This window comes from Pseudofrankia sp. DC12, assembly GCF_000966285.1.
Taxonomy (GTDB): Bacteria; Actinomycetota; Actinomycetes; order Frankiales; family Frankiaceae; genus Pseudofrankia.
Genome location: NZ_KQ031391.1, coordinates 3,733,123 through 3,748,675, shown reverse-complemented (window position 1 = coordinate 3,748,675; position 15,553 = coordinate 3,733,123). Strand labels below are relative to the sequence as shown.

The following is a 15,553-nucleotide window of genomic DNA, read 5'->3' as shown; positions in this document are numbered from 1 at the left end:
CTGGCCGCCAGCACGTTGGCCAGCGGGCCGAGCCCGCTCACCGGACGGGAGCGGGACGTCCTTGTCGCCGCCCGGGACGGCGCCACCGTCGCCGACATCGCCGGACGGCTCTTTCTGTCCGAGGGCACGGTACGCAACTACCTGTCCGCCGCGATCGCGAAGACCGGCGCCCGCAACCGCCTGGAGGCGCTGCGAACAGCGGAGGAGTCCGGCTGGCTTTAGGTGGCCGACGCGACAGGACGGGGCCGGGGGACGCCGGCGCCCGACACGCGCGGCGGACACCGCGCTCGCGAGCGCGGTGTCCGCCCTGACAGCGCAACTCAGCCAAGAAATCGACCCTCGATCGTGCCCGACCATCCAAATCCGCGCCAGGGGACACCAGAGGCGGTAACGGGCGCTCAGCGCCCGACAGGCGGAGCCGGGGTCCCTGCCGGATCGACGGAGTCGATCCGGGAGGTTCGCGCAGCGCTCCGCGTCCGGTTCCGGCCGACCGCCTCGCTCGGTAGCCTGGTGGCATGGCGTTGGTCGTGGCGAAGTTCGGCGGCTCCTCCGTAGCGGACGCGGACAAGATCAAAAGGGTGGCCGAGCGGATCGTCGAGACGCGCCGCGCCGGCAACGAGGTGTGCGTGGTCGTCAGCGCGATGGGTGACACGACCGACGAGCTGCTCGAGCTCGCCGAGCAGGTGTCCCCGCTACCGCCGGCCCGCGAGCTGGACATGCTGCTCACCTCGGGCGAGCGCATCTCGATGGCGCTGCTGGCGATGGCGATCTCGAACCTTGGCGCGGAGGCGCGTTCGTTCACCGGCTCGCAGGCCGGCGTCATCACGGACTCCACCCACGGCAAAGCGCGGATCATCGACGTGACGCCGGGCCGCATCCGTACGGCGCTCGACGAGGGTGCGATCGCGATCGTCGCCGGCTTCCAGGGCGTCAGCCAGGACACGAAGGACATCACGACGCTCGGCCGGGGCGGCTCCGACACGACGGCGGTCGCGCTGGCGGCGGCGCTGCACGCCGACGTCTGCGAGATCTACACCGACGTGGACGGCGTGTTCAGCGCCGACCCGCGGATCGTCCCGAGCGCGCGGAAGATCGACACGATCTCCTACGAGGAGATGATGGAGCTCGCCGCCAGCGGCGCCAAGGTGCTCATGCTGCGCTGTGTCGAGTACGCCCGCAACTACAGCGTTCCCGTGCACGTCCGCTCGTCCTTCTCGACGAAGCCGGGCACCTGGGTCACCGACATTCCGGAGGCTGAACTCGTGGAACAGGCCATCATCCGCGGCGTCGCGCACGACAGCAGCGAGGCGAAGGTGACGGTCGTCGGCTGCCCGGACAAGCCCGGCGTCGCCGCGGCGGTGTTCCGCGCCGTCGCGGACGCGGACGTCAACCTCGACATGATCGTCCAGGTGGGCTCGGTGGCCGGCACCGGCCGGACCGACATCTCGTTCACGCTACCCAAGACCGACGGCCGCACGGCGCTGGCCGCGCTGGAGAAGGTGCGCGGCGAGATCGGCTTCGAGAAGACCCTCTACGACGACCACATCGGCAAGGTGTCCCTCGTCGGCGCCGGGATGAAGTCGCACCCGGGCGTCTCGGCCCGGTTCTTCGGCGCGCTCGCGGACGCCGGGGTCAATGTGGAGATCATCTCGACCTCGGAGATCCGGATCTCGGTGGTCGTCCGCGACACGGACCTGTCCGGCGCGGTCAAGGCCGTACACGACGCCTTCGAGCTGGGCGACGAGGGCAACCAGGCCATCGTCTACGCCGGCACCGGCCGCTAGCCCGCCACGCAACCCGCACGACACCGTCCCCGAGGCGGTGGTTATGGAGAGGATCTTCGGCCGTGGCCGACCATCTGCGTGTCCCCAGTGACCCGTCGCGCCCGGCCGGTGGCCAGTCCACCGATGCTTCCGCGCCGGGCCGCCCCACTCTCGCCATCGTCGGCGCGACCGGCGCCGTCGGCACGGTCATGCTGTCGCTGCTCGACGAGCGCCCGGACGTCTGGGGCGAGATCCGGCTGATCGCGTCGGCCCGCTCGGCCGGCCGGACGTTGCGAGTACGCGGTGAGGACGTCGTCGTCCAGGCGCTCGCTCCGGAGGTGTTCGACGGCGTCGACATCGCCATGTTCGACGTGCCGGACGAGATCTCCGCGGTCTGGGCACCGGTCGCCGCAGAGCACGGCGCGATCGCAGTGGACAACTCGGGCGCGTTCCGGCTGGACCCGGACGTCCCGCTGGTCGTCCCCGAGGTGAACCCGGACGCGCTGGCCGACGTCCCGCGCGGCATCATCGCGAACCCCAACTGCACGACGCTGTCGATGATCGTCGCGGTCGGCGCGCTGCACCGCGAGTTCGGCCTCGAGTCGTTGTTCGCCACGTCCTACCAGGCGGCGAGCGGCGCCGGGCAGGTCGGCATCGACACCCTGTACGACCAGCTGGCGGCCGTCGGCGGGCGTCGCGACCTCGGCCAGACCGCAGGCGACGTGCGCAAGACGATCGGTGACGACGGCTTCGGCCCGTTCCCGGCGCCACTCGCGCTCAACGTCGTGCCCTGGGCCGGCTCGCTGAAGGACGGCGGCTGGTCGAGCGAGGAGCTCAAGATCCGCAACGAGTCCCGCAAGATCCTCGGGCTGCCGTCGCTGCGGATCTCGGCGACCTGCGTGCGGGTCCCGGTCATCACGACGCACGCGGTCGCAGTGCACGCGCGGTTCGGCCAGCCCGTGACCGGGGCCGAGGCCCGCGCGGCACTGACCAACGCACCGGGGGTGGCCGTCCTGGACGACCCGGCGAACGGTGAGTTCCCGACGCCGGCGGACGTCGTCGGCACCGACCCGACCTGGGTCGGGCGGATCCGCCAGTCACCGGACGACCCGCACGAGGTCGCGCTTTTCGTCTGCGGCGACAACCTGCGCAAGGGCGCCGCGCTGAACACGCTGCAGATCGCCGAGACACTCGTCGCACGCGGTCAGCGCTAGTCGACACAAAAGAGGTTCTCCGCGCAAAGACACGATACAAATACCGGCCGCGGCGCCGATCGGGTACGAAACTTCGAACAAGTACCAGGAGTCGAACCAGGCGCCTCAATCGGCGGCCGGCGAAACAGGCGGGGGAGACTCCGGGCGTACGGCTGCAGCGTTAGCGGCAAGACGAGCGCTCGGAATTTCGCGCGCCCGGCGATAGGCCAGCCCGGGCTCCCTGCCATGTCGACAGCACCGGCAGAACAGAGCCCTGGGCCGACGCACAGAACGGGCCACCCGGGACCGCCGCTCGAAGGCGACTGGCCCGGGTGGCCCGTGAGGTCTGTTGGTGGCTCAGATGGCGCGGACGCCGTCGGCCTGCGGCCCCTTCTGACCCTGGGTCACCTGGAACTCGACCCGCTGGCCCTCCTCGAGAGACTTGTAGCCGTCCATGTCGATAGCGCTGTAGTGGACGAAGACGTCGGAGCCGCCGCCGTCCACGGAGATGAAGCCGAAGCCCTTCTCCGAGTTGAACCACTTAACCGTGCCCTGAGCCACGTGCCGTTCTCCCTGCTGGTGCAGTCAGGGCCCGCACCGCGCGGGCCCCGGGCCAAACGCCGGTGGGGTATTCCCATCACCGGCTCAGTTCCGCAGCGTCTCGGTTGAGACACGGATCGAACTGCTGCCAGGCACGACGGTACACGGCGAGGGGCGCAGAGGGGAGTCCTCGCGGTAACGAAGTCCACGTCATCCGGCGGTAACAAGACGACCCGCGGCCACGCGTCGGCGTCTATATCTCATCGGGCTCAATCGGTCGAGACCGTCGCGTGGACATGCCGAAACGACACGCGTCGACGCAATCCAGCCACACTCTGAAAGGTGAGACAAGTCACGTTTGATGGTCGTCCGTCACGCTAGGCGAGCCTTCGGACGACAGGCCACCGACTAGACCTTGAGCCAGCGGCGGTGGCCGGGCGCGGACAGGGCCGGCCAGGCGTCGAAGAAGTCCCGCTCGGCCGTACGGGCCCGCAGCTCCTCCAGGCCCAGCAGCAGGCCGTAGGTGAACGCCGTCGGGTCCCCGGCCTGCTGCGCCGCCACCCCCCACGACTTCAGCAGCCCCGCCGCCACCGTCGCGTCCTGGTGAGTACCGAGCAGCTCCTGCGCCTCGGCCGACAGCTTCGCGAGCGTGCGGGCGTCCGCCCCGAAGATCGGCGTCAGTGCCTCGCCGGCGTAGCGCAGCCGCTTGGCCTGCTTGCGTGCCGAATGCAGCAGCTCGTCGCGGTCGTGGCCGGCCGGCGTCGCCGCCGCGGTCGCGACCTTGCGGGCGAGCCTGCGATCGGCCTCCCGCACCAGCCGGGGCAGCTCGGTGGCCGCCGGGCGTCGGGCCCGCGCGGACACCGGAGCGCGGGCCAGCTCAGCCAGGTCCACCAGCAGGACGAGGTAGCGCTCGTCCCGCAGGGCCGCGAGGGCCGCGTCCCGACCGACCGCCATGCCAGCGCTCAGATGGCCGCTCAGGCTCGCCTCGATCGGCCCGAGGACCAGCTCCGCCGGGAGCGCCGCCAGCCGGCTGCCGAAGTACTCCAGCTGCACCTCGCTGTCCCGGGCACCGGACAGCGCCGACGCGAGGTCGCCCAGCTCGACGTCCAGGTGCCCGACCAGGTCAGCCGGGAACAGCGCCGCGAACGTGCGCAGCGTGCTGCGCAGCCGCCGGGTGGCGACGCGCATCTTGTGCACGGCGTCCGGCTCGTCCATCCGCACCCGCGGGTCGACCGCGAGCAGAGCCGCCACCTGCTCGGCCAGGTAGGCACGCAGCACGTCGCCCGCGGTGTCCGAGCGGCCGGGGCGGCGCGGCCGCGCGGCCGGCTCGGCCGCCGGCTCCGGTGGAGCAGTGTGCGCGAGGCTGAGCAGATGCGCGAGTTTCGAGCCGTGCGGGGCTTCCGTCGCGCCGGCCGTTCGCAGGACCGCCTCGACGGCGTCCAGCAGTTGGGCACCGGCCGGGCCGGCCGGGTCCGTGCCCGGCTGCCCCCCGGCCGCGGCCTTGCCGCGCACCTCCGCCTTGCCTTCGACCGCCTTGCCTTCGACCGCCTTACCGCTGGGAGCGGCTTTGCCGTTGGCCGAGGCCTTCGCGTCTGCTGCTCTGCCGCCGGCCGAGGTCTTTCCACTCGCCGCCGCCTTACCGCTCGGCGCCGCTTTGCCCTCGGCTGCCTTGCCGCTGGCCGCCGTCTTGCCGTCGGCTGCCTCGCCATCGGCCGTAGCCTTGCCACTCACCGCGGCCTTGGCACCCGGCGCGGCCTTGCCACTCGGCGCCGCTTTGCCCTCGGCCACCTTGCCGCCGGGCACCCTCTTGCCGTCGGCTGCCTTGCCGTTGACCGCTACCTTGCCGGTCACAGCCGTCTTGCCTGCTGCCGCCGACCTGCCACCCGCGGCTTCGCCGTCAGCCGCTGCGACTGTCGCGCCCGGGCCGCTGAAGGCGGCGTCCAGCAGTTCGACCTCCACCTCGCGCCACTGGGTGAGGACGGTCTGCTCGCCGAGCGTCTGTGCGTGCACGTGGTCATCGACGATCTCGACGAGACCCGCGCCGGCCGCGTCCAGCAGCCGGGTGGCCGTCCGGGTGGTGACCAGACGGGCGACCGGGCTGACCCGGGCGCCGCGCAGCGCCAGGAAGACGATGTCGAGCAGGTCCGCCGGTGGCGCACAGTTGGCCACGCCGCACTCGTCGGGCTCGCCGGCTTCCAACGGCCGGTGGATCTCCTCGCGGGCGCTCGTCCCGGCCGGAAGCTTCAGGTGCCAACCATCATCGGTGCCACCGGTGCGTCGGCGCAGCGTGATCTTGGCACGAGCCAGGCGCAGGTCCTCGGAGTCGTAGTAGACGGCCTCCTGGGTGAACGTCTCCGGGGTGCCGACCGTGGCGACGCCAGCGTCCCGGCCGGCGCCCACCAGGCTTGGCAGCGCGAAGCCCGGCTCCACCGCGAACTTGCGCTCGATCTCCAACCGGCCGCCCACTGCGCGTCCCCTTTCGGAGCCCTCGCTCCCGGTAGCCGTCTCCGACCCCGGCCGCATGCGGCGGCCGGGCCCGAGGCCCGAGGCCCGCGCGACGCGCGACGCGCGACGCTCAGCCCACCGGGAGCCGACGGGGAACGGCCCACACCGAGCCAGCCCGCCGGGACGACACCCCCGGTTCGCCTTCTGTTCCCCTATTGTTATCCGGAAGTTGGCAGCCAGGAAACCGATCCGGCCAACGCCACATAACCGACGAACGCCACCGAGTCGATCAGGGTGTGTGCCACGATCATCGGCACCACCCGGCCGCGCCGCTGGAAGAGCCAGCCGAACAGCACGCCCATCGCCAGGTTCCCAAAGAAACCGCCCAGGCCCTGGTAGAGGTGGTACGAGCCACGAAGCACGGCGCTCGCGGCGAGCGACCGCCGGTCTCCCCAGCCGAGCTCGCGCAGCCGGGCCAGCAGGTAGCCGCCGACGATGACCTCCTCGGTCACCGCGTTCTGCAGCGCCGAGAGCAGCAGCACCGGGATTCGCCACCACACCTCCGGCAGCCCGGACGGGGCGACGGTCAGGCTCGCGCCGCTGTGCCACGCCAGCAGGTACAGGCCCAGACCGGTACCGCCGACGCAGGCGGCGATCGCGGCACCCAGGGCGAGGTCGGTACCGAGGTGGCGGCCGTCGAAGCCGATCGACGCGAACCCGCGACGTAGCCCGTAGGACGCCTCGGAGCTCCGGTCCTGACGACGCCCACGGCCGGGCCACCTCGCCCACCGCAGCGGAGACCTCGGGCTGCCCGCAGTGACCGGCCGCGACGCCAGGAAAGGCAGGCAATGCCGAGACAGCAGGTGAACCGCGAGGAAGGCCGGGGCCACGTCCGCCAACAGTCCGGCGAGCTGCAGCGCGAGATCCAGCCACGGGCGCCCCGGCGCGGCTGAGCCGTTGAGCAAGGCGACTTGGCCTCGCAGTGGGCCACGGGTAACGGCGCCGATGTAGCGGATAAGCGCGAAGAGCCCGGACATGCCCAGCGATACCGCGAGCAGCAGCCAGATCTCGGTAATGAGATCCCGCCGCCCCAGCCGTTCGCCGGCCGCCAGCGCGGGAGCCCGGACCCCGGTTGCCGTCGCTGACCCGGGCGCACCCGCGCCGGACGCCTGCCCGACGATGGTGCCAGCCACATCACCACCGGCCACATCACCACCGGCCACATGACGGCCAGCCACGCGACCGCCAGCCGCCCACATGCTGTCGGACGTCCCCGTGCTACTGGGCGCTCCCGTGCCGTCGGACGTCCCCGTGCCGCCTGTCATCGCAGTGACGTCGATCGCCCGGGCGCCGCCAACCGCCCGGGCGCCGCCAATTGTCCCGGCGCCGCGGATCGTCCGAGGACGCTTGCCTGCCGCATGCCCGGACGGTAGCCCAGACTCCTGAGCCAGGAGCGAACGATCCTCGCGATCCAGCGCAGCCGAGCCCGGCCGGGTCATACCTCGTGGTCGCGACTCGCGCCCCTTCCGCGGGCCACGAGGTATGACCCGGTCCTCGCGGCGTCACGCCAGCAGGCTGGCGCCCCCGACGCGGAGGGCCGCGGCGGTCCAGGCCGGTCAAGTAATTGGTTTCGCCAGCACACGATCTTCTACACGGCGTAAAATTATGATCATGGCGCGGCTGGGAGACCTCGAACGCTCGGTCATGGATGTGTTGTGGGACTCCGTCGGCTGGCTGACCGCGCGAGAGGTCGCCGCCCGGCTTCATCATGAGCGCGACCTCGCCTACACGACCGTGCTCACCGTGCTCGAACGACTGGAGCGCAAGGGATTCGTGCAGCGCCAGCGGGCGGCCCGGGCGCACCGGTACAAGGCCGCCGACGCGCGTGAAGCGGTCGTCGCCGACGCGATGCTGGAGGCGCTGGGCACCGCGGACGACCGTGGTTCCGCGCTGGTCCGCTTCGTCGGCGCCGTCTCCGCCGAGGAAGCCGAGATCCTGCGCCGCGCACTCGCCCTGCCCACCGAGGCGGAGCCCACGCAGCTGGGCCTTGCCGAGGCCATCGGGACCGGCCCGGAGACCGACCGGCCCCATGGCCCGACCGACACGGCCACGGAACCGACTACCACTGACAGTGACGACCTGAGCTGACGCTGTGCGACCTAACCGACGCGATTCCGCATCGTCGCCCGATTTGGCGGATGGCGGTAACGTTGCGTCGACATGACGACGGCGGCCGCTCTCACGCTGTTCGCCGCGGTGCTGGCGTGGCCGGTGCCGCGGCTGCTCGCCGGTGCTCGCTGGACGCACGGCTGCCCCCGGGCCGCGATCGTGCTGTGGCAGGCGATCGGCCTCGCCGGTGGAGTCTGCGCGCTGCTGGCCGCGATCGCGTTCACGGTCGCGCCGCTGTCGGGCTCGACGCCCCGGGCAATCGCCCACCACGTCCATAACCTCGCCAAGGGCCAGCCGCTGTCGGGGCTGGACTGGCTGAGCGTCGTCGGCCTCGGCCTGGTCGCTGCCCTGGCCAGCCGGCTGTTCGGCGTACTCGCCTCGTCGACCTTCGCCACGCTGCGCCGCCGCAGCCATCACCGCCACATCGTCGACCTGACCGGTGACGATCACACTGAGGACTGCCGCTCGGCCGCCACGCCCGTGGAGCTCCCGGCCGCCGCGCCGCGGCCGCGCCACCACCGCATCCAGGACTGGACGCCGCTGGCCTCGATCCGGCACGGCTACCACGCCCGTGGCTCGGACGGCTGCGAGCTGTGCGGACACGTCGGGTTGCGGATCCTGGACCACCCGGTGGCCGTCGCCTACTGCGTCCCGGGAGTCCGGCACGCCCGGGTCGTGGTGTCCCGTGGGCTGCTGACCACGCTCGGCCCGCGCGAGCTGCGTGCCGTCCTCGCGCACGAGGACGCGCACGTCACCGGTCGCCACGACCTGGTCATCCAGCCGTTCATCGCCTGGCAGCAGACCTTCCCGTTCCTGCGGCCAGCCTGGGAGGCGACCGCGGCGGTTTCGCTCCTGGTCGAGATGCTCGCCGACGACGCCGCGGCCCGCCGGACCAGCGGCAGGACGCTCGCCCGGGCCCTCGCCCAGCTGGGAGTCACGCGCTCCCTCATTCCCGCGGGCACCCTCGGCGTCAGCGGGAGCCCCGACACCTCCGGGCCGGCAGGCCCACTGGCGACAGGCACCCGCGCCGAACCGGCAGACACCGAGCCGCCGTCCCGCTCGCCAGTGATCGCCCGCATCGTCCGGCTGCTGGACCCGCCGGCCGTCCCGTGGTGGCAGCCCGCCGCCGCCTACACCGCCGCGGCCGCCATTCTGGCCGCTCCGTTCCTGCTGCTCGCCGTCTAGCCGCGGTCCGTGCGAGGGCGCGCTCCGCGCCGACGTCACCGGGCCGTACCAGGGTCTTCAGGAGTTCGAGGCGTCACGTTTCCTGTTCGACACGCCGAAGTGGGAGGACGATCGGGGCAGACGGACCGCCCGCGCGCATCGTGTGTACGTCTCTGAAACCGGTGAGCCCTTCTCCTCACGCGGATCCGGGCCCAGCCCGGCCCACGGCGACGATGGCAACGGCAGGCTGACAGCCGTGGACGGAGGACGATGACGACGGCGATCGGCCCGGAGACGGCCGAGCATGGCGGCGACGACTACGACGGCAACCACCCCGGGCGCGACGGACAGGGCGGCGGGATCCGTGCCGGCGGCGGGCGCCACCGGCGCGATGACGGCTCAGGCGGTGCCGAGGCGGTCATCGTCGTTCACGACGTGAGCGGCGTCGCCGCGGCGGGCGAGCTCGGCACGATCGCGGACCGCATGACCCAGCACGGGATCCGCTTCGACGTGGTGACCGCGGGCGAGCGGCTGTTCCCGGACCCGGCCTCGCTCGACCTCATCGTGATCATGGGCTCGGATCGGTCGGCGTTCGACGACACGATCCCGTGGCTGGCCGGCGAGCTGGCCTTCCTGCGCGCCGCGGTCCGGCTCGGCACGCCCGTGCTGGGCATCTGCTTCGGCGGCCAGGTGCTGGCCCGGGCGCTGGGCGGCTCCGTGCGGCGGGCCGAGCGACCGGAGCTGGGCTGGTTCTCGGTCACGACGGCCGACCAGGCGGAGCTGCCGGCCGGACCGTGGATGGAAGCCCACTGGGACACGTTCACAGTGCCGCCCGGTGCCCAGCGCCTCGGCTGGACACCGGGCGCCGAGCAGGCGTTCCGCCTCGGCCCGCATCTCGGGGTCCAGTTCCACCCCGAGATCACCCCGGCCGTCTTCGAGACCTGGGCCGGCGTCTGGCAGGCGACCGGCTTCGACCGGGAGCTGGCCCGGGCCGGCGTGCGGCTCGCCTCGCTGCGCGACGAGATCGCCCGGCGGTCCGACACCTCGCGGGCGGCTTCCTACACCCTGTTCGACGCCTTCTGGGCCCGAGCCCGAGCCGTCACGCGAGCCTGATCACTACGACGACCAGTGTCACCAGGACTCCAGCGCGGCGGTGAGGCGGTCGAACGCCGCGAGATCGGCGGGGGGCAGCGCGGCGAGGGCGGGCGGCGGGTCACTGAGAATCCGGTCCGCCTCGCGGGCCGCGTCCTCGCCGGCAGCCGTGAGCGAGACCTGCCGGCAGCGGCGATCGTTCGGGTGGATGGTCCGAGCGACCAGCCCGCGCCGTTCCAGCTCGTCGATGACGACGGTGGCGTACGGGCGGTCGATCGCGAGGGCGGTGGCAAGGTCCCGCATGGGGCGTGGCCCAGGGCGCAGGCTGAGCAGCGCCTTGACCCGGATGAAGCTGAGATCCAGCGCCTCGCAGACTTCACGCCGCCGCTCGTTGCGGCCCAGCACCAGCTCCCGCATCCGCCGCCAGACCCGCGCCGCGGCGTCGTCGGCAGCCGGCCGAGGTCCGGTGTCCGGCACGGCGGGCGGGCCAGCGACCTCGACCGTCGTCTCGGCCTGCGGCGCGGGCGTCCCCGTGGTCATGCCGCCCGTCCGTCCGCACCGGCCCCGGAGAGCGACGTGGTCCGCTCGGGCGGCGCGGGCTGGGCGCTGAACAGCGCCGCGGTCCGCGCGGCGGTCCCGCGAGCCCAGGAGCCGGTCGTCAGCACACCCAGCACGCCGATGGCGGCGCCGCAGCCAACCATGATCCACCACGCCGGGGCGCTGGTCGGGTCGATCGTGGCCCGGCCGACCTGGCCGGCCGCGCTGTGCGCGGCCACCGACCCGAGGATGGCCACGCCGAGTGCGGACCCGATCTGCCGGCTGGTCGAGGCCACCGCTGCCGCCACCCCGGCCTGGGTCACCGGCATCCCCGAGACCGCGGTGTTGGTGATCGGCGCGTTGACCATCCCGAACCCGATGCCGAACAGCACGTACGCGGAAACGAGCAGAACAAGGCTGGTATGCGGGCCGAGGAACGTCAGCAGCAGACCGCTGGCGGGCAGCGCGATACCGGCGACGACCAACGACGGCCGCGGGCCACGGCTGCCGACGAGCCGGCCGGAGATCGGCGGCATGATGGCGGCGAACGCCGCCATGGGCAGCGTCATGAGCCCGGCGTGCAGGGCTGAGTAGCCCCGCACGTTCTGCAGGTACAGCGTGTTCAGGAACAGGAAGCCACCCAGGGCGGCAAAGGCGCAGACGGCGATTCCGGTCGCGCCAGAGAAGGGCACGCTGCGGAAGAACCGCATGTCCAGCAAGGCTTCCTCGCGACGCGTCTCGACGATGACGAGGCCGATGAGCGCGGCGGCGGCGATCACGAACATCACGATCGTCCGGGTGGACGCCCAGCCGGCCGACGGCGCCTCGATGATCCCATAGGTCAGCGTACCCAGCGTCGCGGCGACGAGGATCTGGCCCGCCGGATCGAAGCGACGGGCCCGTGGGGCATTCGACTCCGGCACATACAGCCCGGTCAGCACCATCGCGGCCAGGCCGATCGGCACGTTGATCCAGAAGATCGCCCGCCAGCCGACGCCATCCACCAGCACGCCGCCGAGCACCGGGCCGAGGGCCATGCTCAGGCCGATCACGGCGCCCCAGACGCCGATGGCGCGGGCTCGCTCGCGTCGCTCCGTGAAGGTGTTCGTGATGATGGCCATGGCGACCGGGTTGAGCATCGAGCCGCCGACTGCCTGGAGCATCCGGAACGCGATCAGCCAGCCAAGCCCCGGCGCGAGGCTGCACAGCAACGAGCCCGCGGAGAACAGCGTCAGCCCGGTCCTGAACACCCGCTTGCGTCCCAGGCGGTCACCCATCGAGCCGGAGAAGAGCAGCAGGCTCGCGATCATCAGCCCGTAGGCGTCGATCGTCCACTGCAGGCCGGAGTCGGGCGCGTGCAGGTCACGCTTCAGCGACGGCAGGCCGACGTTCAGGATCGTCGTGTCCAGCCCGACGATGAACAGGCTCGAGCAGCAGATCGCCAGCACAACGTAGCGCCGGCCCTTGCCCAGGGTCTCCCCCGTGGGTGGCCCGGCAGGCCGCGATCCCGCCTGCTCAGGCGGTCCGGCCGGCGCGGGACTGGCGTCCGCCGAGGGACCGGAGATGGAGGAACTGGTGGTCACAGGGCCTCCGAGACCGTTGTAGATCGTTAATAGTTACCAGACTACAACTAATTTCGGTGCCAGCCGTTCCCTCGGCCCGATGTGACGGCCGACGCGGGTCACACATCGCCCGAGCCGACCGGGCGTAGGCCAGGTTCGATACCCGGTCAGCGATCTCCAGGCCGCACGGGCAGCCTGGCCGGCCGTGATCGTGAATTACGTATGAGACAGGGGCAAATCGGACGCAGGGCGCCGTTCTCCATCCCAGTCAGCGATCAGGTCGCTCGTGGTTGCGCCGGTTTGCGGGCCCAGCTGGTGATCTCCGGCCGGTCTGGGGTCGGCCTGTCAGTTGTGATCGCCAGTTGCGCAGGGATAAAAGGTCAATATCGGGGCGTCGGATGCCTGTTTCCCCTGCGCAGCTGGGGATCATGGATGGTTACCGCGCGGCCGGCTGGTGGTGATCGCCAACCGGGTAACCGAGACTGGCAGTCGGGAGCACCACCAAGGAGACCTGACAAAGTCCTACTGGCTGTCGGCGAACAGGTCGTCGAAGAGGGCCGGGGCCGGGGCCGGCAGGGCTCCCTCGATGCGCAGGATCCGCTGTTTCGTCGCAGCGCCGCCAGGGGCCGAGAACCCGCCGAGCGCGCCGCCGGCGGCCAGCACCCGATGACAGGGAACTATGATCGGCACCGGGTTGCGGCCCAGTGCCTGGCCGACGGCCTGCGCCGCGCCCGGCATGCCGAGCCGGGCCGCGACCTCACCGTAGGTGAGCGTCGAACCGGGCGGTATCGCCCGCGTCACCTCGTACACCCGCTGGTGGAACTCGGGCAGCCCGTCAAGGTCGACGCGGATACCTGTCAGGTCGGTCGGCTCGCCGGCGAGCAGCGCGATCATGCCATCGATCGCCGCCGCCACCTCGGGTGGAGGCGTTCCCTCGACGGAGTCGGGCTGTGCGGCGGCCAGGTAGGCCCGGGTGGCCGCACGGGCCGCCGCCTCGTCGCGGCCTCCAGGCCGGGCCGGCAGCGCCACGCGGACGATGTCCCCGTCACGCCAGGCGACGCCGCAGCAACCAACCGGCGTCTCGAACAGCGCGAATCCGACTCGCGCTCCGGACTGGGCAAATCCGAACTGCGCGGACTCGGACTGGGCGAACTCGGACTGCGCGGACTCAGGTTGCGCGAACTCGGTCCCGACCATGAGACCTATCGTGCCCGCCGGTACCGACAACTTCGGGCCCCGCTCGGGCTTCCGCCCAGCCGGCCACTCGTCCCGGGCAGCCGCCCAGCCAGCCGCTCGCTGGGGAGGCCCGGGCAGCTACTGGTGCTCGCCGCTGGCGGTGTACTGGGGTTTGACGCCGTCCGGGCGGTAGGTCCTGACCGGCGGTCCGGTCGGGTCGGTACCGAGCGTGTTGCCGCACTTCGTCGAGAACCAGTGGGTCGGTCCGGCTGTCGGCCGCCAGCTCTCGATATCGAAGGTGTCGCCGGTGGCGTAGCCCTTCCCGCCGCCCAGCGCCGGAACGAGCGCGAGCGACTCGTGGCAGCGCAGCTGATCCTGCAGGCTGGCGCCGACCGGGCCGTCCAGGCCGCTGAAGCCGGCCGACGGGGTGAGACACCGCCGAATCGCCTGCCACATCACGTTGGTGGCCGCGTCCCGATCGCTGGCGTGCCGGCCCTCGGCTGTCGGCCACAACGAGACCCGGAAGTCCCCGTTCGACCACTTCTCGACCGTGATCTCCGCGACGTACTGGCTCGCGCCGCAATAGGGCGCCCCGTCGGCGCGAGCGGCGATTCCCGGGCTCGCCAACGGAGCCACCGAGGGGGACGCGGAAGGCGGTTGCGAACGATCGGCAGCCCTCGACTCGGACGAGGTGGCTGGGCCACAGGCCGCGGCGGCCGCGACCACCAGCGCCGTCGCCAGCGCCGTCCGCGCGCTGACCAGTCTTCCCGTCGACAAGCACCGCACGGCCCGAGCCTAGAGTGCGGCCATCGGCTTCGCCGCGGACGCCACACCTGACGTGGCGTCCGACTCGGCCCGATCTACGCGGGCCGCCTGATTTGTCAGGCGATCAGCGGGTAAGGCGGGATCATGCTTGCTCTCGCTGCCGCCCTCTGCTTCCTACTCGCCGCGTTCGGAGCCGACTCCAGCGACGTCAACCTCGTGTGGCTCGGTCTCGCCTTCCTCGCCGCCGACTTCGCGTTCCCGTATCGCTTCAGCCAGTTCAGAGGTAGACGCCGATAGTCGCGGCGGTTCCAACTCCTGGTCAGACAAGAGCGCCGTGCGGCCCGCCCTGACGGCGGATCGCACGGCGTCTCGGCTCACCCAGGCTGGCTCCCGGCCAGCGGCGCCCCAGGCCTACGACCGCGCCGCCAGTGAGGCCGCCTAGGAAGCTGCCCCCGCCGACTCCTTGGCCGCCGCCTTCATGGCCTTCTTGAAGTCACGGACCTGGACACGGGTCTCGGGGCTGACGATGTCGGCGACGGAGCGCAGGCTGCCTTCCTCGCCGAAAGGCGCACTCGCCTCACGCCAGCCGGGTGTCGTGACGCCGAGCTGCTTACCGAGGAGCGCGAGGAAGATCTTCGCCTTCTGCTCGCCAAAGCCGGGGAGCTTGCTGATCCGGCGGAGCAGTTCCTCGCCGTCGGAGGCCGTCGTCCAAACCGTGGCCGCGTCACCGTCGTACTGGTCGATGAGGAGCTGGCACAGCGCCTGCACCCGCTTGGCCATCGAACCGGGGAAGCGGTGCAGCGCCGGCGGCCGGGAGAAGATCGCGCCAAGCTCGTCCGGGTCGAACTGGGCAAGCTCCGTGACGTCGAGCGACCGACCAAGCCGCTTGGTCAGCTCCAACGGCGCCGCGAACGCCCGCTCCAGCGGGATCTGCTGGTCCAGGACCATGCCAATAAGGAGGGCAAGCGGGTCGTTGGTCAGCAGCTCGTCGGCCTCGGCGATCTGGCTCAGATACAGTCCCACGGTCGATTTCCCTTCGCCAGCAAACCAGGTTCTCGATCGTGCACATGATGGGTACGACCGCCGGCTCGCCTACCCTCCCGAGGTCCACCACGGGCGGATGGACCCGACGTCGCACCAGCATCCG

Annotated in this window: 15 protein-coding genes; 7 read left to right on the top strand and 8 right to left on the bottom strand. The window is 71.7% G+C overall.

Annotated features, from left to right (window positions below):
- Nucleotides 1-15: 15 nt before the first annotated feature.
- The 3 genes from FRADC12_RS14860 (at nt 16) to FRADC12_RS14850 (ending at nt 2,977) form a co-directional block, all read left to right on the top strand.
- Entirely contained in the window at nt 16-222 is a 207-nt protein-coding gene (locus FRADC12_RS14860) for a response regulator transcription factor (RefSeq protein WP_232303809.1), read from the top strand.
- A 293-nt stretch (nt 223-515) separates the two neighbouring features.
- A complete protein-coding gene (locus tag FRADC12_RS14855) occupies nt 516-1,784 on the top strand; it encodes an aspartate kinase (protein ID WP_013427956.1) in 1,269 nt (422 codons plus the stop codon).
- A gap of 155 nt (nt 1,785-1,939) precedes the next feature.
- Nucleotides 1,940-2,977 (top strand): aspartate-semialdehyde dehydrogenase, encoded by a 1,038-nt coding sequence (locus FRADC12_RS14850; RefSeq protein WP_084011344.1) that lies wholly within the window; start codon nt 1,940-1,942, stop codon nt 2,975-2,977.
- A gap of 336 nt (nt 2,978-3,313) precedes the next feature.
- Here FRADC12_RS14850 and FRADC12_RS14845 read toward each other — a convergent pair whose 3' ends face one another.
- From FRADC12_RS14845 to FRADC12_RS14835, 3 genes are all read right to left on the bottom strand, one after another.
- Nucleotides 3,314-3,517, bottom strand: a complete 204-nt coding sequence (locus tag FRADC12_RS14845) for a cold-shock protein (protein WP_013427958.1) — start codon at nt 3,515-3,517, stop codon at nt 3,314-3,316.
- Between the two features lie 387 nt (nt 3,518-3,904).
- Complete coding sequence (locus FRADC12_RS14840) at nt 3,905-5,962, bottom strand: CHAD domain-containing protein (RefSeq protein ID WP_232303808.1); 2,058 nt, start codon at nt 5,960-5,962, stop codon at nt 3,905-3,907.
- A gap of 197 nt (nt 5,963-6,159) precedes the next feature.
- The gene (locus FRADC12_RS14835; RefSeq protein WP_232303807.1) at nt 6,160-7,134 is read right to left on the bottom strand and encodes a CPBP family intramembrane glutamic endopeptidase; all 975 of its coding nucleotides are present in this window, start codon (nt 7,132-7,134) and stop codon (nt 6,160-6,162) included.
- A 478-nt stretch (nt 7,135-7,612) separates the two neighbouring features.
- Here FRADC12_RS14835 and FRADC12_RS14830 point away from each other — a divergent pair, with 478 nt between their 5' ends.
- The 3 genes from FRADC12_RS14830 (at nt 7,613) to FRADC12_RS14820 (ending at nt 10,387) form a co-directional block, all read left to right on the top strand.
- The gene (locus FRADC12_RS14830; RefSeq protein WP_045879619.1) at nt 7,613-8,089 is read left to right on the top strand and encodes a BlaI/MecI/CopY family transcriptional regulator; all 477 of its coding nucleotides are present in this window, start codon (nt 7,613-7,615) and stop codon (nt 8,087-8,089) included.
- A 72-nt stretch (nt 8,090-8,161) separates the two neighbouring features.
- A complete protein-coding gene (locus FRADC12_RS14825) occupies nt 8,162-9,295 on the top strand; it encodes a M56 family metallopeptidase (protein WP_045877098.1) in 1,134 nt (377 codons plus the stop codon).
- Nucleotides 9,296-9,544: 249 nt separating this feature from the next.
- Complete coding sequence (locus FRADC12_RS14820; RefSeq protein ID WP_052710923.1) at nt 9,545-10,387, top strand: type 1 glutamine amidotransferase; 843 nt, start codon at nt 9,545-9,547, stop codon at nt 10,385-10,387.
- 18 nt (nt 10,388-10,405) lie between these two features.
- Here FRADC12_RS14820 and FRADC12_RS14815 read toward each other — a convergent pair whose 3' ends face one another.
- The 4 genes from FRADC12_RS14815 to FRADC12_RS14800 all read right to left on the bottom strand — a co-directional run bounded on the left by FRADC12_RS14815 (nt 10,406) and on the right by FRADC12_RS14800 (nt 14,268).
- The gene (locus FRADC12_RS14815; protein ID WP_084010763.1) at nt 10,406-10,906 is read right to left on the bottom strand and encodes a MarR family winged helix-turn-helix transcriptional regulator; all 501 of its coding nucleotides are present in this window, start codon (nt 10,904-10,906) and stop codon (nt 10,406-10,408) included.
- Nucleotides 10,903-12,486: an MFS transporter gene (locus tag FRADC12_RS14810; protein WP_502685253.1), complete on the bottom strand. Its 1,584-nt coding sequence runs from the start codon at nt 12,484-12,486 to the stop codon at nt 10,903-10,905. The genes FRADC12_RS14815 and FRADC12_RS14810 overlap by 4 nt, the downstream gene beginning before the upstream one ends.
- A gap of 501 nt (nt 12,487-12,987) precedes the next feature.
- Nucleotides 12,988-13,662 (bottom strand): methylated-DNA--[protein]-cysteine S-methyltransferase, encoded by a 675-nt coding sequence (locus FRADC12_RS14805; RefSeq protein WP_084010761.1) that lies wholly within the window; start codon nt 13,660-13,662, stop codon nt 12,988-12,990.
- A 117-nt stretch (nt 13,663-13,779) separates the two neighbouring features.
- The gene (locus tag FRADC12_RS14800) at nt 13,780-14,268 is read right to left on the bottom strand and encodes a DUF2599 domain-containing protein (RefSeq protein WP_232303806.1); all 489 of its coding nucleotides are present in this window, start codon (nt 14,266-14,268) and stop codon (nt 13,780-13,782) included.
- Nucleotides 14,269-14,550: 282 nt separating this feature from the next.
- Between FRADC12_RS14800 and FRADC12_RS32295 the strand changes: the two genes are divergently transcribed.
- Nucleotides 14,551-14,703, top strand: a complete 153-nt coding sequence (locus FRADC12_RS32295; RefSeq protein WP_198152909.1) for a hypothetical protein — start codon at nt 14,551-14,553, stop codon at nt 14,701-14,703.
- Between the two features lie 141 nt (nt 14,704-14,844).
- Here the strand turns inward: FRADC12_RS32295 and FRADC12_RS14795 are convergent, their stop codons facing one another.
- Nucleotides 14,845-15,429 (bottom strand): HhH-GPD-type base excision DNA repair protein, encoded by a 585-nt coding sequence (locus FRADC12_RS14795; RefSeq protein ID WP_045877095.1) that lies wholly within the window; start codon nt 15,427-15,429, stop codon nt 14,845-14,847.
- Between the last annotated feature and the right edge of the window lie 124 nt (nt 15,430-15,553).

What these genes read in the sequence shown, in the direction of transcription:
- FRADC12_RS14825 (WP_045877098.1), top strand. Translation starts at nt 8,162, where the DNA reads ATGACGACGGCGGCCGCTCTCACGCTGTTCGCCGCGGTGCTGGCGTGG.
- FRADC12_RS14855 (WP_013427956.1), top strand. Translation starts at nt 516, where the DNA reads ATGGCGTTGGTCGTGGCGAAGTTCGGCGGCTCCTCCGTAGCGGACGCG.
- FRADC12_RS14830 (WP_045879619.1), top strand. Translation starts at nt 7,613, where the DNA reads ATGGCGCGGCTGGGAGACCTCGAACGCTCGGTCATGGATGTGTTGTGG.
- FRADC12_RS14820 (WP_052710923.1), top strand. Translation starts at nt 9,545, where the DNA reads ATGACGACGGCGATCGGCCCGGAGACGGCCGAGCATGGCGGCGACGAC.
- FRADC12_RS14815 (WP_084010763.1), bottom strand. Translation starts at nt 10,906, where the DNA reads ATGACCACGGGGACGCCCGCGCCGCAGGCCGAGACGACGGTCGAGGTC.
- FRADC12_RS14805 (WP_084010761.1), bottom strand. Translation starts at nt 13,662, where the DNA reads ATGGTCGGGACCGAGTTCGCGCAACCTGAGTCCGCGCAGTCCGAGTTC.
- FRADC12_RS32295 (WP_198152909.1), top strand. Translation starts at nt 14,551, where the DNA reads ATGCTTGCTCTCGCTGCCGCCCTCTGCTTCCTACTCGCCGCGTTCGGA.